We start from the raw sequence: 14925 nt of genomic DNA, 5'->3' as shown, positions 1-14925 counted from the left end.
CGATCTAAGGTCGTACATCATGACGTCTGATGATCTTCAATACAGGAGGGCTGAGAAGGCCGACGCCGACCAGCTGTTCGCGCTGGCCCGGGAGTTCGGCCTGACGTTCAAGCCCGAGCGCGAGGCCTTCGACCTGGCGCTTCCCGAGCTGCTGAAGAACGACGACGCCATGCTGCTCACGGCCGTGGTCGACGGCCGTCTCCACGGATACCTGCTGGGATTCGTCCACCTGACCCTGTTCGCCAACGGGCCCGTCGCCTGGGTCGAGGAGGCCATGGTGCAGGCGGGCTCGCGCAGGCAGGGCATCGGCAGGGGGCTGCTCGAAGAGTTCGAGGCGTGGGCCCGCTCCCGCAAGGCCCGCTACGTCGCCATGGCCACCCGCCGGGCGCCGGAGTTCTACCACGCGCTCGGCTACGAGGAGTCGGCCACCTTCTTCCGAAAGGTCCTGCGCTAGCTGTTCGGCTGGCCGCGCGTTACGGCCGCGAGATCCCGCGGAGACGGTCGGCGGCAGGCCACTCGTTCCGGCCCGTGAGATCTCGCGGAGACGGCCGCGGCAGGCCGCTCGTTCCAGTCCGTGAGATCCCCGGCAGGCGAGGGCTCGTTCTGTCGTTGCCGGATGGCATCCTTGGGGCGTGAGCATCCACACGGTGAGCCCCCTGTTCGTCGGCCGGTCCGGCGAGCTCGCCGCGCTCGGGCGGGCGCTGTCACGGGCTCGCGCCGGAACCGCGTCCACGGTGCTCGTCGGCGGCGAGGCGGGCGTCGGCAAGACCAGGCTGATCAGAGAGTTCACCGACCAGGCAGACGACGCGCTGGTGCTGGTCGGCGGCTGCCTCGAGCTGGGCACCGAGGGTCTGCCCTTCGCGCCGTTCACCGCCGTGCTGCGCGGCCTGGTGCGCGGCCTCGGCCGCGACCGGGTGGCCGAGCTGGTGCCCGGCGGCACCACTCGCGGGCTGGCCCGGCTGCTGCCCGAGTTCGGCGAGCCCGACAGAGACGGCCCCGAGGCCCGCGCGCGGCTCTTCGAGCAGATGCTCGGCCTGCTGGAACGGCTGGCGGAAGACCAGCCGGTGCTCCTGGTCGTCGAAGACGCGCACTGGGCCGACCGGTCCACCCGCGACCTGCTGTCGTTCCTCGTCCGCTACCAGCGTTCCGACGTCCGCCTGCTGATCGTCGTCACCTACCGCACCGACGAGCTGCACCGCAACCACCCGCTGCGTCCGCTGCTCGCCGAGCTGGGCCGCGTCGACTGGGTCGCCAGGCTGGAGCTGCGCAGGCTCACCCGCAGAGAGGTCGTCGCCCAGGCGGCGAGCATCCTGGAACGCGAGCCGTCCGCCGCCGACATGGAGGTGGTCTACGCGCGCAGCGAGGGCAACCCGCTGTTCGTGGAGGCGCTGCTCAGTGAGCCCGACGGCGACGCGCTGCCCGAGTCGCTGCGCGACCTGCTGCTCGCCAGCGTCGAGCGGCTGCCCGACGAGACCCAGGAACTGATGCGCGTGGCCAGCGCGGGCGGGCAGCGCATCGAGCACGACCTGCTGTCCGCCGTCGCCGGGCTCGACGAGGGCGCGCTCTCCCGCGCACTGCGTCCGGCCGTGGCGGGCAACGTGCTCGTCGTCGACGGCGAGGGCTACGCCTTCCGGCACGCGCTGATCCGCGAGGCGCTCCACGACGACCTGCTGCCCGGCGAGCACACCCGCCTGCACACCCGCTTCGCGCAGGCGCTGGAGCAGGACCTGTCGATCCTGCCCGCGCCGCGCGGCGCCATCGAGCTGGCCCACCACTGGCACTCCGCCCACGACAGCACCTGGGCGCTGGTCAGTGCCTGGCGCGCGGCCGCCGCCGCCCGCAAGTCCGCCGCCTACGACGAGCAGCTCCGCATGCTGTCCAGGGTGCTGGAGCTGTGGGAGCAGGTGCCCGACGCCGCCGAGCGCATCGCCATCGGCCACATCGACGTCCTCAGGCAGGCCTCCACCTCCGCCCACCTGGCCGGCGAGTACGAGCGCAGCATCGCCCTCGCCACCGCCGCGCTCGCCGAGGTCGACCCGTCCGGCGACCCGATCACCGCCGCCCGCCTGCTCAGGCAGCGCGGCCTGACCCGCTACGACCTCGGCAGGCCGGGCAACCTCGACGACCTGCGCGAGGCCGCCGCCCTGGTGCCCGCCGAGCCGCCGAGCAAGCTGCGCGGCCAGGTGCTCGAAACCCTGGCCCGCATGATGCACGCGCCCGACGCGTGGCAGGAGAAGATCTCCATCGCGCAGCAGGCCATGGAGCTCGGCCGCCAGGTGGGCGACGCCGCCACGGAGGCGCACGCGATGATCACCCTCACCTGGGCGCGCTTCCGCTACTCCGAGATCGACGAACAGCTCGAGTCCTTCGCCGAGGCGCGGCGGCTCGCCCGCAAGGCCGGCGCGTACAACGCGGTCATGCGCAACGCGATCTCCGAGTCCGACGCGCTGGAGGGCGCGGGCCGCCACGAGCAGGCCGCCAAGGTCGCCCGCGACGGCGTCACGGAGTCCGACCAGTACGGCCTGGCGCGCACCTCGGGCACGTTCCTGTCGATCAACCTGGCCGAGCCGCTGGTGTCGCTCGGCCGCTGGAAGGAGGCGCTGGAGGTCATCGAGCACGCCCTCGACCTCGCCCCGCCGGCGCCCTACCGGGCGAGCCTGCAGGGCCTCGTCACCGACATCGCGCTCGCCCGCGGCCAGCTCGACCGGGCCGAGTCGCTGCTCGCGGCCTCGCGCAGCGTGCTGTCAAGGGGCACCTACCGCGACCAGAACGTGCTGCCGCACGTCCGCAGGGACGTCGAACTGCTGATGGCGCGCGGGCGGCACGACGAGGCCCGCGAGCTGGTGTCCCGCACGCTGCGCGAGCAGGAGCCGACGGGCAGCTCCCGCTACTTCTGGCCGCTGCTGGTGACGGCCGCCCAGCTCGGCGGTCCCTTGCTGTCGGAGCTCCACGCGCTGGCGTCCCGGTTGAAGGTGGAGGGTGACCTCCAGCAGGCCCAGCACCTCACCTTCATCGCCCTCACGGGCCAACCCGCTCATCCTGACGGGCAGCCCTCTCCGGAGGCGTCCGCTCGGGAGCTTGCTGACGGTGATCCGGGGTTGGCTGACGGCGCTCGGCTGGCGGCTGCTGGTGGTGCCGAGATGGCCGCCTGGCGGTTGAAAGAGTGGGACGCTGCCGCGGCGGCCTGGGCGGCGCTGCGCCAACCGTACGCGGAGGCGCGGTCGCTGGCCGAGGCCGCGCGTGCCGCGGTGGTCTGCGGCGACCGGCAGGGGGCCGGGGACCGGCTGGCGGCGGCCAGGGCGCTGGCCGACCAGCTCGGCGCCGCGCCGCTGCTGGCCGAGCTCGACGCGTTCGGCCGCCGGGCGCGCATCGCGGCCGCGGACGAACCGGCTCCCGACAGCGTCCCTCACGGCTTGACGGCCCGCGAACTGGAGGTGCTCCAGCAGGTGACGAACGGCCGCAGCAACCGCGAGATCGCCGCCGAGCTGTTCATCTCGGCCAAGACGGTCAGCGTCCACGTCTCCAACATCCTGGCCAAGCTGGGGGTGGCGTCCCGGGGTGAGGCCGCCGCCACCGCCCACCGCCTCGGCCTGTTCGCCCGCGACCGCTGACCGTTCACCGTGGGCGGCTGCGGACGTGACGGCGAGGCCCTCGCGCTGGGCGCTTCCCGCACTTTGAGCTCGGGCCGCGTTCTGCGGAGTTCGGGCGGGTGGCGCGAGGTGCGGCCGGTTGGGAGAGCGCGGCAGCATCTCGCAGGCGTGTGAGAGCAGCCTCATCCCTGGAACCCCGGAAAACGAGCGAGGCCCGCACCCCTTGAGGGTGCGGGCCTCGCCTGTGGCGTTGGCCGGGTCAGGCGGGAACGATGTTCTCGGCCTGCGGGCCCTTCTGGCCCTGGGTGATGTCGAAGGACACCTTCTGTCCTTCGTGCAGCTCCCGGTAACCGCCCTGGGAGACGATGTTGGAGTAGTGGGCGAAGACGTCAGCGCCGCCACCCTCCTGGGCGATGAAGCCGAAGCCCTTTTCAGCGTTGAACCACTTGACGGTTCCTGTAGCCATGTTGATCTCCTTTGACAGGTGCAGAGCAGGGACCCGCACCTTACGAATCCCGTGTCGCCGCGATGAGCCCATCCGGAGATGATCGGAAAAACAAAAGTGCACCTGAAGGTCACATCACGTCAGGTGCACAGAAGTCTCTATGGGTACCACAACTGCAACGTCTCCAATTTAGCACATGCTCCTGACCGCTCCGGCTGGACATGGGCGACTGGGAGCCGCACGTGCTGGCACCCAGACGCCCGTCGCCACGAGTCGGCTGCCCTTCACGCAGCCAGTCCTGTATGCCGGCACCGATTGATCGTGCTGAGTGAGCACCCAGGTCGCCAAGGTGACTCAGCTACCTGGCGGTGATCGTGGAGAAAGACCGCCGCCTTCCGGCGGAGGGCGACTCGCACGTCAGCGCACGCCGACGGGCTGGTCAGCGCCCGCTGCCAGGCCCGGGTGGTGACGTTCGGAGCGCCTGCCGCGGCGTGGCGTCGCGGCTCAGCCGGTGAGCTGGGCTTCTAGGCGGTAGCCGTCCACGGTGACGTAGACCTGGTCGCCGGGGCGGGCGTTGAGCCGCATCAGCACCGGCTGGAGCGAGTCGAAGACCGGCTGGTGGCCCTGCCAGACGAGGACGATCGCGTTGTCTCCGGGACCCGTCACCGACAGGAGCGTGCCGGGGCGCATGCCGAGCTGGGCGGCGTAGCCCTCCGGCACCGGCACGGGGCCGCCTCTGAGGTGCTCGGGGGTGACCTCGATGCGCTGCCAACGGCGCGGGTCCGACGAGGGGCTGGGGATCGGGGGCGGCGGGGTGGCGGGGGCGCCCGCCAGGCCGCCAGGGCGGACAGGGGGACGGCTGCCCGACAGGGCGGACAGGGTGGCGAGCGCCGCCGACGGGTCGATGGCCCCGGACGTCGCGGCCGGGATGGGCTGGCCGCCCCGGTGGTGGTGGCCGTTGGCTCCGGGGGTGCGGCGGGGCAGCGGCTGGGCGGGGGTCAGCGCGGGCGGGGCGTGTTCGGCCGACTCCGGCGGGAGGGCGTCGAGCCAGGCCTTGGCCGAGTGAGTGCGGATGCCCAGCTCGCTCAGCAACTCGACCGGGTCGCTTTCGCCCGGGTGCGAGGTGAGGAGCTGCCTGGTGCGGGCCTGGAGTCCGTGGATGTCGCCGACGACGAGCCAGCCGTCCTGGAGGCGGCGGTCCGGCATGAGCGTGACGAGCACGCGCCAGAGCGGGGTGCGCAGCGACGGGACCATCACCGGGTGTGCCGGGTCGGCGCCGATGAGCTGGTCCTGGGTGGCTGCGGTGCCGAGCCATTCGGTCAGGCGGAACATGTGGCCGGTGACCGGCGCGGACTCCGACGACCGCAGCCAGTGCAGGACGCGTTCCTCCGCCGTCCGCTGGGCCTGGGAGAGGACGTCGCGGTCGACGAGCATCTTGTGCGCGAGCGTGCGCAGGCTGATCGGGTCCTCGGCGAACAGGCGGTGCACGGCGACGGCCAGCTCGTTCTTGTCCAGGCTGCGGAACAGGCTGTCGACGACCCGGACCATCGCGTGGTCGGTCTCGGACGGCGCGGGCGTCGCGGCCACGGGCTCACGCTGGGCGGGCCCGCCAGGGACGGGATGGGGGCCTGTGTGCGGACCGACACCGGACTGGGCGCCGCCCTGACCGGGGACGTCCGCGCCTGGGAGGGGGCCACCCGCGGGCGACGGACTCCCGGGGTGCGGGACGTTCGCGGGCGACGGGCTCCCCGGGTGCGAACCACCCGCAGGCGAGGGACTCCCCGGGTGTGGGCCGTTCGCGGGCGAGGGGCTTCCCGGCTGCGAGCCGGTCTGCCGCTGGGGCAGCCCGCCTGGCTGCGCCGCGAACCCTCCGGTCTGCGGGCCGGAGCCCGGCTGGCCAGGGAAGGGAGCGCCGGGGCGGGCGCTCTCCGGCTGCGCGGGGAAGCCGCCGGTCTGCGCTGCGAACCCCCCGGTCTGGGGGCCGGAGTCCGGCGGTGGAGGGAGGGAGCCGCCGGGGCGGGCGTTTTCGGGCTGGGCGGGGAAGCCGCCGGTCTGGGGGCCGGAGTCCGGTGCCGGAGGGAAGGGGCCGCCGGGGCGGGCGTTTTCGGGCTGGGCGGGGAAGGAGCCGGTCTGGCGGCCGTTTTCGGGCTGGGCGGGGAAGCCGCCGGTCTGGGGGCCGGAGTCCGGTGCCGGAGGGAAGGGGCCGCCGGGGCGGGGGTTCTCGGGCTGTGCGGGGAAGGAGCCGGTCTGGCGGCCGTTTTCGGGCTGAGCCGGGAAGGAGCCCGACTGGGGCTGAGCCGTTGGGGAGCCCGCCTGGGCGGCGTTGGGCTGGGCGGGGAAGGAGCCGGTCTGGCGCGGTGACGGGCCGCCGGGCTGGATCGCGGGGAAGCCGCCCGTCTGCGGGCCGCCCGCCGCGAGCGGGCCGCTCTCGCGCTGCCCGGGGATGGTGCCGCGCTGGAGTGGCCGGGTGACCTCCGGGTGGCCGCCTTTCGCCGCCGCGTCGCGCTGGACCAGGATCCGTCCCAGCACCTCGCGGAAGACCGACCCGATCACCACCTCCGGCGACGCCGACGGCGTGCCCAGATCAGCGGGCGACAGGCGGCGCAGCCGCTGCCAGCCGCCCAGCCCGATGATCGCCGTCCGCGTCGCTTCCGGCCAGCCGGGCAGCGCCGGGTCGATGTGGTGGACGGTCAGCGCGGGCAGCAGGTCGGCCAGCGGCAGGTGCTCCCACTTGGACGACGCCAGCGACGCCAGCCGCTCGCACATCCAGTCGAGCCCCGTCAGGCCGAGCGCCCGCGACAACGCCACCGAATGCCACCACGCGGCCGGCAGGCGCGGATCGCCGAGCGCTTCCGCCACCTGCTGGGGACGGCTCCAGCGCAGGGCAGGGACCAGGTCGCTCAGGCAGATCGATGACTCGACTTCCATCGGCGGACCTTATCCTCCCCAGAGTGCCGCGTGGTGCTGATCGAAACGCGTGTGGCCTTTGGTGCAGCCTACGCGGCAAGCTATCAATCAGTGTGAATAGGGTAAAGACGCTTCAGATTCAAACCGTATCGCGGACGACCGCCCACCAGGGACACGCACGCGGCTCCCGCGCGGCAACCCGCCCTCAGAGCTGCGCCTTCGTCGGCGTCATTGAGTGAGGCTGTCAGGAAACCGGCAGCGAACGCGTCGCCGGCGCCCGTCGAGTCCACCACCTCGGCTGGCGCTCCAGGAGCCGTCGCCGTCACGCGTCCCCTGGACGCGGACAGCGCGCCCCGCGCGCCCAGCTTCACCACCGCGTGCCCGTAGTGCTCGCTGAGCAGCTCGGCGGCGCGCTCGGCCGTGGGCGCCCCGGTGAGCACGAGGGCCTCGTCCAGGTTCGGAATGATCAGGTCGGCCCGGGACGTCTCGCGCAGGAAGCGTTCGACGCCGAACTCCCGCAGCGGGCCGGTCGAGGCGGGGTCCACGCTGATCGCGACCCCGGCGGCGGTCGCCTCCGCCATGGCCAGCCTGGCCAGGCCGAGACCCGGCTCGGTGAACAGCGTGTAGCCCGACAGGTGCAGCCGTCGGACGCCGTCGAGCAGGGAGGGGTCCCAGTCGTCGGTGGAGATGCGGCCGCCCGCGCCGCGGTTGGTGAGCATCGACCGCTCGCCGGTCCCGTCGACCATGGCGATGACGACCGCGGTCGGATGGTCGGCGTCGACGCTGACGTGCGGCCGCACGCCGGTCTTCACCAGTTCGGCGGTGTGCCACTCGCTGCTGTCGTAGCCGAGCCTGGCCAGCAGGCGCACGTCGGCGCCGAGGTGGGCGGCCCAGGACGCGGTGTTCGCCCCCGAGCCGCCGGGACGGAGGACGATGTCGGCGGCTGTGTCAGTGCCCGACATGACGGGCATGCTGTGCATCGCCACGACATCGGTGACCACATCGCCGATGACCAGCAGGCCCGCCTCGGTCACGGCCGCGACCAGGAGAGCGCGATCTGGGCAGCCAGGGCGGTGTTGCCGCGGACCGCGGCCAGGTTCGCCTCCAGCGACGCGCCGTCGGTGCCGCGCACCAGGTAGCCGAGCAGGAACGGGGTGATCGCCTGGCCGGTCACGCCCTCGCTCTCGGCGGCGGCCAGCGCCTCGCTCAGCACCCGGTCATGCAGGGCCGGGTCGAGCTGCTGCTCCACCGGGACGGGGTTGGCGACGATCAGCGCCGTCTCCTGCCCGCCGAGCGCGTCCTGGCCGCGCATGATGTCCGCGGCCTGCTGCGGGGTCTCGATCCGCCAGTCGATCGGCTCGCCGGACGAGTGCAGGTAGAAGCCGGGGAAGGTGTCGGTGCGGTATCCGGCGACGGTCACGCCGCGGGTCTCCAGGCGCTGGAGGGTCGAGGGGACGTCCAGGATGGACTTGACGCCCGCGCAGACCACCGTGATGCGGGTGCGCGCGAGCGTGTCGAGGTCCGCGGACTCGTCCTGGTCCTCGGTCCAGCCGCGGTGGACACCGCCGAGGCCGCCGGTGGCGAAGATCCGGATGCCCGCGCGGGCGGCCAGGAACGACGTGGCCGACACGGTCGTCGCGCCGCTCGCCTTCAGCGCCGCGGCCACGGGCAGGTCGCGCTGGCCGAGCTTGCGCAGCCCCGACTCGGTGGCGATGCGTTCCAACTCCACCTCGTTCAGCCCGACGCGGGCGACGCCGTCGAGCACCGCGATCGTCGCCGGGACGGCTCCCGCGGCCCGGACGATCCCCTCCAACTCGCGGGCCACCTCCAGGTTGCGCGGCTGCGGCAGCCCATGGGAGATGATCGTGGACTCCAGCGCCACCACGGGCGCGCCGGTGGCGAGGGCCTCGGCGACCTCGTCGGACGGCTGGAGAAGAGGGGCGGCGGTGCTGTGCATGGTGAGGCTCGTGCTCCTTGTCATGGCTTGCCCGATAAACCGTACATTTCACGATATTTCTTGCAAATGAGCACGGTAAGGGGCGGCCGCCCGCACGTCCACCTGGACATCACCCGAGCAGCGACACCCCCGCCAGCGAAATCGCTCCGATGAGCCCGGTGGCGATGCCCCCGAGCAGCATAACCCGCCCGCCCTTGAGCAGTTTTCGCAGGTCGATCCCGGTGCCGAGGGCGAACAGCGCGGCGGCCATGAGCGCGTTCGTGACCGCCGGCACGTTGTCGGTCACCACCGACGGCAGCAGCCCCGTGCTGCGCACCGCCACCATCGCCAGGAACCCGGCCACGAACAGCGGCACGATCGGCGGCCTCTTCCCGTTGCCGCCCGCCACGGGAGCACCGGCAGGCGGCGCCACGGCGCCGTTCGGGGACGCGGGCGCGGTCGTGCCCGCGGGCACGGCCACGGGCGCCCGGCTGTCGGCGGGTGCGCTGGTGGGCGTGCCGTGCGGACGGCGCAGGGACGTGGTGATGGCGACGATCGGGGCGAGCAGGACGACCCGGCCGAGCTTCACCGTCACCGCCGTCGCCAGGACACCCGAGGCCGCCCCGATCGCCGCCACCTGGGCGACCTCGTGCACGGCCGCTCCCGCCCACACCCCGAGCTGGTCGTGCGACAGCCCCAGCCAGGACGCCAGCAACGGCAGCACCACGATGGCCGCGCTGCCGTAGAGGACCACCACGCTCAGCGCGTTCGCCGCGTCGTCGTCCGTGCTGTCGGCGCTCTCGTGCATGGCCGCGATCGCCGCCGCCCCGCAGATCGACACGCCCGTGCCGACCAGCAGCGACGTCCCGGGCGAAAGGCCGAGGCGGCGGCCGGCCAGCGGCGTGAGGACGAACGTGAGCCCCGTGGCGGCGGCGACGACCGCCAGCGCCTGCCACCCGAGCGCGAGCACCTGCGGCACCGCGATCTGCAGCCCGAGCAGCACGATCGCCGCGCGCAGCACCCGCCTGGCGACGAACTGGAGCCCAGGACGCAGCGGCGCGCGGATCGCCCCGGCGGTGGCCAGCGCCGCCCCCAAGGCCACCGCGGCCGTCGCGGGGCTGAGCCCTGGCACGAACCGGTTCACCACCAGGGAGAGCGCCACCGCCAGCGCGCACGCCGCGATTCCCGGCAGGAAGGACGTCTTGGAGGAGGTAGGAAGCATGATCCCAGTCTTCGGGGCCTTCGCGAGGCCCGGTAGCCGCGCGTTGCCTGGGAGGTCATAGCCTGTGGCTATGACCGCGCTGCCTGATCTCGACTCGCTGAAGCTCCTGGTGGACGTGGGCGAGCTCGGCAGCCTCGGGCAGGCGGCCAAGATGGCGGGCATCGCGCAGCCGTCGGCGAGCAAGCGCATCGCCCAGCTGGAACGGCGTCTCGGCCTGCCGCTGCTGGAGCGGACGCCGCGCGGCTCCACGCTCACCGCCGAGGGCAAGATGGTGGCGGGCTGGGCCGCGCAGGTGCTCGCGGCCGCGCAGGAGCTCATGCGGGCCGCCGAGGCCGTCCGGCACAGCGAGGCGGCGCACCTGCGGGTGGCGTCCAGCATGACGGTGGCCGAGTACCTGGTGCCGCGCTGGCTCGGCGAGCTCCAGAGCCGCGAGCCCGGGGTGCAGGTCGGCCTGGACGTGCTGAACTCCGCCGACGTGGCGGCGCTGGTGCTGTCGGGGGCCGAGCCCGTGGAATTGAGGGGCGCGGAGCTGAGGGGCGCGGAGCTGGGCGTCGTGGAGTTGGGGTTCGTGGAAGGTCCGAACGTGCCGGACGGGCTGGCCAGCCGGGTGGTCGGCACCGACAGGCTGGTCGTCGTGGTGGCGCCGGGTCACCCGTGGGCGCGCCGCCGCACGGTGCTCAGGGGCGCGGAACTGGCCGCCACGCCGCTGGTCGTGCGCGAGCGCGGCTCGGGCACCCGCGAGACCCTGGACGTCGCCTTCACCGGCCTCCACCAGGCCAGCCCGCGCCTGGAACTCGGGTCGAACTCGGCCGTCAAGGGCGCCGCCCAGGCTGGCGCGGCCCCGGCGGTCCTCAGCGGGTACGCGGTGGAAGCCGAACTGGCCACCGGCCGCCTCGTCGAGGTGCCGCTGACGGGCCTCAACCTGGTCAGGAACCTGCGCGCGGTCTGGCGCCGGGGCCGCCACCTGACGGGCCCCGCCGCCACCCTCCTGGCCGTCGCCAGCCGCCCCTGACTCACACCGGCCGCCGCCACCCTCCTGGCCGTCGCCGGCCGCCCCTGACCCACGCCAACCACCACCACGCCCCGCCCGCTGCCCTGCCCGCCCTCACCCGCTGCCTGTCTCGCGCCCGCCCCCACTCACCCGCGCCTCGCGTGAGGGTGTCAGGTGCGGGGGAGGTCGTGGCGTGCCCAGATGCGTTCCCGCTCCTGGGCCGGTCCTTAGGTGAGGCCGTCTGGTGTGGTGCGGGGTGGGGTTGGCGCTGGTGGCCTGGTGCGCTGCCTCCTGTGGAGGCGTTGACGGTGGGGCGTGGTGGGGTCGTATGGTGCCGGGATGGGGTCATATGACGTAGTCGTCGCCGGTGGTGGTCACAACGGGCTGGTCGCCGCCGCCTACCTGGCAGGCGCCGGACGACGGGTCCTGGTGCTGGAGCGGCTCGACCACGCCGGAGGGCTGGCGATCTCCGCTCGGGCCTTCCCCGGTGTGGACGTGCGGCTGTCGCGCTACTCCTACCTGGTCAGCCTCCTCCCCACGAAGATCGTCCGAGACCTGGGGCTGAAGCTGGAGCTGCGCCGCAGGCGCTACGCGTCCTACACGCCGAAGGGCGCGACGGGCCTGCTCGTCGACAACGGCGACGAGCAGCGGACGAGGGCCTCCTTCAGGGACGTGACCGGTGGCGACGCCGACCATCGCGCCTGGACCGCCTTCTACGGCATGACCGCGGACGTCGCCCAGGCGCTGGCCCGGACGATGCTGGAGCCGCTGCGTCCGGCGAAGGAGATCGAGACGCTGGTCGGCGCCGAGGCGTGGCGGGACCTGTTCGAGCGGCCCATCGGCGAGGTCGTGGACGAGCGGTTCGGCGACGACACCGTGCGCGGCGTCGTCCTCACCGACGCGCTGATCGGCACGTTCGCCGACCCCGCCACCGACCTGCTGGCCAACCGGTGCTTCCTCTACCACGTGATCGGCGACGGAACGGGGGAGTGGAACGTCCCCGTGGGCGGCATGGGCGCGGTCTCCGGGGCGCTGGAGACGGCCGCGAGGCAGGCGGGGGCGGAGATCAGGACCGGCGCGGAGATCGTCGGCATCTCGCCGTCGGGCGAGGTCACCTTCCGCGCGGAGGACGGCGAGCACACCGTCACCGGGGGGCACGTGCTGGTGAACCTGCCGCCGGCGGTCCTCGACAGGGTGCTGGGGAAGGAGCCGGGCACGCCGGAGGGCGCGCAGCTCAAGGTCAACATGGTGCTGAGCCGGCTGCCCCGCCTCAAGGACGCCTCGGTGGACCCGCGGGCCGCGTTCAGCGGCACCTTCCACATCAACGAGGGACGCGACCAGCTCGCCAGGGCCCACGCGCAGGCGTCCAGGGGCGAGATCCCCGAGCTGCCGCCGGCCGAGGTGTACTGCCACTCGCTCACCGACCCGTCGATCCTCGGGCCGGATCTGCGCGGCCACGCGGAGACGATGACCCTGTTCGGCCTGCACATGCCCGCCCGCCTGTTCCGCGCCGACCCGGAGCGGGCGCGGGCGGACGCCCTCCGCGCCACCCTCGCCTCGATCAACCAGGTCCTCGCCGAGCCCATCGAGGACTGCCTCCTGCGCGCCCCCGACGGCTCGCCGTGCGTCGAGGCCAAGAGCCCGGTGGACCTGGAGAACGAGGCGGGCCTGCCCGGCGGCCACATCTTCCACCGCGACCTGACCTGGCCGTTCGCCGACGAGGGCGGCTGGGGTGTGGAGACGGAGCACGAGCGCATCCTGCTCTGCGGCGCGGGCGCCCGCCGGGGTGGCGGCGTCAGCGGCATCCCCGGCCACAACGCCGCGATGGCCCTCCTGCGCTGAGCCCGGCTCGGCGTTGGCCCGCGCCGCCGCCCAGACGAGCCGCCTCGCGACGCCGCCCGCCTCGGTCGGCTGCGCGAGGGCGGTTACCGGTCTGAGATCAGCTTGGCGGCCACCTCCAGGGCCACCGCCGTGCGCTCGTCCTCCGGGATCTCGTCCATCCCGAAGATGGTCGGCACACTGGCCAGGATCACCGCGAACACGGCCAGCCTGGCCTCGAACTGCCTGACCGGGGCCGCGCCCGGCACCGCCAGCACCGACAGCATGGTGACGACGCTCTCCTGCATGCGCGCGCCCATCGGCAGATCTCCCATCACGCCATGGTTGACCTGCGCGAACCTCATCAGCGGCCGCCACTGGTCTTCCAGCAGGTCGGCGACCCGGCGCAGGATCTCCAGCCGGGCCTCGGCGGTCGCGGGCTGCGCCCGGGCCCAGGCGATGAGCTCCTCGACGGACGTGACGAGCACCTCCATGACGCTGACCAGGATGTCTTCCTTGGTGCGGAAGTGGTAGTAGAGCGCGGGCCTGGTGATGTCCAGCCGCTCGGCGACCTCCTGCAGGGTGGTCTTGTCGTATCCCCGCTCGGAGAACAGCTCCAGCGCCACGCGCTGGATCCGGTCTCGCGTGTCGGTCCGCCGCCCGGCCATTCCACTCCCGTTCCCTTGACGTCCAGCCGAGTCATTGCTTACTTTCACGTAAGTAAGCAATGGAGCCCGGCTCGTAGGGAGCAGACTATGACCCCTTCCTTCCCGATCCAGCGCACCTGCCCGTTCGCGCCCCCCGAGGAGTACGGGCGGATGCGCGAGCAGGCCCCGCTCGTCCGGGCGTCGCTGCCCGGCGGGGACGTCTGGCTGGTGACCAGGCACGCCGAAGCCCAGCAGGTGCTGGTCGGCACCGGCATCAGCACGAACCCGGCCACCCCCGGCCACCCCAACGGCCTGCTCAGCCCGGAGCCACCCACCCCCGAGCAGCTCGAAGCGGCCGAACGGTTCAGGGTCGGCCAGTTCATCGACCTCGACCCGCCGGAACACACCCGCTTCCGTCGCATGCTCATCCCCGAGTTCAGCGTGCGGCGGGTCAGGGACATGCGCCCGGGCATCCAGGAGGCCACCGACCGGCTCATCGACGACATGCTCGCGGCAGGCGACGAGGCCGACCTGGTCGAGGCGTTCGGGCTGGCGCTGCCGTCGCTGGTCATCTGCCAGCTGCTCGGCGTCCCCTACGCCGACCGCGAGTTCTTCCAGTCCAGGACGCGCATGCTGGTCTCCTCCGCCGGCGACCCCGAGAAGGGCTACCGCGCGGCCATGCAGATCAGGGAGTTCCTCGACGCCCTCGTCACCGAGGTGGCGAAGAACCCCCAGGACGACCTGATCGGACGGCTCGTCACGGCGGGCGAGGCGACGCACGACGAGCTGGTCGGCATGGCCTTCCTGCTGCTCGTCGCGGGGCACGAGACCACCGCGAACATGATCCCCCTCAGCGTGCTCACCCTGCTGCGCAACCCCGGCCAGCTCGCCAGACTGCGCGAGGACCCGGACCGCTGGCCGCTGGCGGTCGACGAGCTGCTGCGCTACCACTCGATCGTCGACTGGGTCGCCTTCGACCGGGTCGCCACCGAGGACCAGGAGATCGGCGGCCAGCCCGTCAGGAAGGGCGAGGCCATCCTGGTGCTCGGCGCGTCGGCCAACCGCGACGAGCGCGCCTTCGAGCGTCCCGACGAGTTCGACGTCGAGCGCGGCGCCCGCAACCACGTGGCCTTCGGCTACGGCGTCCACCAGTGCCTCGGCCAGAACCTGGCCAGGGCCGAGGTGGAGATCGCCTGCCGGACCCTGTTCGAACGTGTCCCGACCCTGCGCGTGCCGGTGCGCGACGAGGAACTGCCGTTCAAGTACGACGGCGTCATCTTCGGCCTGCACGCCCTGCCGGTCACCTGGTGACTTCCTCTTGGAACAGCACCGAGCCGCTCATGGGGTTCTCATGATGGGCCTCTAGGTT

At 73.0% G+C, this 14925-nt stretch carries 11 protein-coding genes; 5 read left to right on the top strand and 6 right to left on the bottom strand.

The window, feature by feature from the left end; genetic code table 11:
• Nucleotides 1–19: 19 nt before the first annotated feature.
• Together ABT294_RS31925 and ABT294_RS31920 are read left to right on the top strand one after the other, a co-directional pair.
• Nucleotides 20–454 carry a GNAT family N-acetyltransferase gene (locus tag ABT294_RS31925; protein ID WP_350810013.1) on the top strand — a complete coding sequence of 145 codons (435 nt, stop codon included), beginning with the start codon at nt 20–22 and terminating at the stop codon, nt 452–454.
• A gap of 178 nt (nt 455–632) precedes the next feature.
• Nucleotides 633–3611, top strand: coding sequence for a helix-turn-helix transcriptional regulator (locus ABT294_RS31920; protein WP_350810012.1), 2979 nt, complete (start codon nt 633–635; stop codon nt 3609–3611).
• Nucleotides 3612–3849: 238 nt separating this feature from the next.
• Here ABT294_RS31920 and ABT294_RS31915 read toward each other — a convergent pair whose 3' ends face one another.
• From ABT294_RS31915 to ABT294_RS31895, 5 genes are all read right to left on the bottom strand, one after another.
• Nucleotides 3850–4056 (bottom strand): cold-shock protein, encoded by a 207-nt coding sequence (locus tag ABT294_RS31915; protein WP_350810011.1) that lies wholly within the window; start codon nt 4054–4056, stop codon nt 3850–3852.
• Nucleotides 4057–4539: 483 nt separating this feature from the next.
• Nucleotides 4540–6963, bottom strand: a complete 2424-nt coding sequence (locus ABT294_RS31910) for a hypothetical protein (RefSeq protein WP_350810010.1) — start codon at nt 6961–6963, stop codon at nt 4540–4542.
• A gap of 83 nt (nt 6964–7046) precedes the next feature.
• Nucleotides 7047–7976, bottom strand: a complete 930-nt coding sequence (locus ABT294_RS31905) for a carbohydrate kinase family protein (RefSeq protein WP_350810009.1) — start codon at nt 7974–7976, stop codon at nt 7047–7049.
• Entirely contained in the window at nt 7973–8923 is a 951-nt protein-coding gene (locus tag ABT294_RS31900) for a pseudouridine-5'-phosphate glycosidase (protein WP_350810008.1), read from the bottom strand. The genes ABT294_RS31905 and ABT294_RS31900 overlap by 4 nt, the downstream gene beginning before the upstream one ends.
• Before the next feature lie 85 nt (nt 8924–9008).
• Nucleotides 9009–10100, bottom strand: a complete 1092-nt coding sequence (locus ABT294_RS31895; RefSeq protein ID WP_350810007.1) for a YeiH family protein — start codon at nt 10098–10100, stop codon at nt 9009–9011.
• Nucleotides 10101–10170: 70 nt separating this feature from the next.
• Between ABT294_RS31895 and ABT294_RS31890 the strand changes: the two genes are divergently transcribed.
• Nucleotides 10171–11112, top strand: a complete 942-nt coding sequence (locus ABT294_RS31890; RefSeq protein WP_350810006.1) for a LysR family transcriptional regulator — start codon at nt 10171–10173, stop codon at nt 11110–11112.
• 318 nt (nt 11113–11430) lie between these two features.
• On the top strand, nt 11431–12933 hold the full coding sequence (locus ABT294_RS31885; protein ID WP_350810005.1) for a phytoene desaturase family protein: 1503 nt from the start codon (nt 11431–11433) through the stop codon (nt 12931–12933).
• An 83-nt stretch (nt 12934–13016) separates the two neighbouring features.
• On the opposite strand, the gene ABT294_RS31880 is transcribed toward ABT294_RS31885, so the two are convergent.
• On the bottom strand, nt 13017–13577 hold the full coding sequence (locus tag ABT294_RS31880) for a TetR/AcrR family transcriptional regulator (protein WP_350810004.1): 561 nt from the start codon (nt 13575–13577) through the stop codon (nt 13017–13019).
• A gap of 87 nt (nt 13578–13664) precedes the next feature.
• On the opposite strand from ABT294_RS31880, the gene ABT294_RS31875 reads away from it, so the two are divergent.
• Nucleotides 13665–14867, top strand: a complete 1203-nt coding sequence (locus tag ABT294_RS31875; protein WP_350810003.1) for a cytochrome P450 — start codon at nt 13665–13667, stop codon at nt 14865–14867.
• Nucleotides 14868–14925 lie beyond the last annotated feature (58 nt).

Origin of the sequence: Nonomuraea sp. NPDC000554 (assembly GCF_040300065.1) — a bacterium.
In the GTDB taxonomy this organism is placed as follows: Bacteria; Actinomycetota; Actinomycetes; order Streptosporangiales; family Streptosporangiaceae; genus Nonomuraea.
This window is presented reverse-complemented; position numbering and strand designations above follow the sequence as displayed.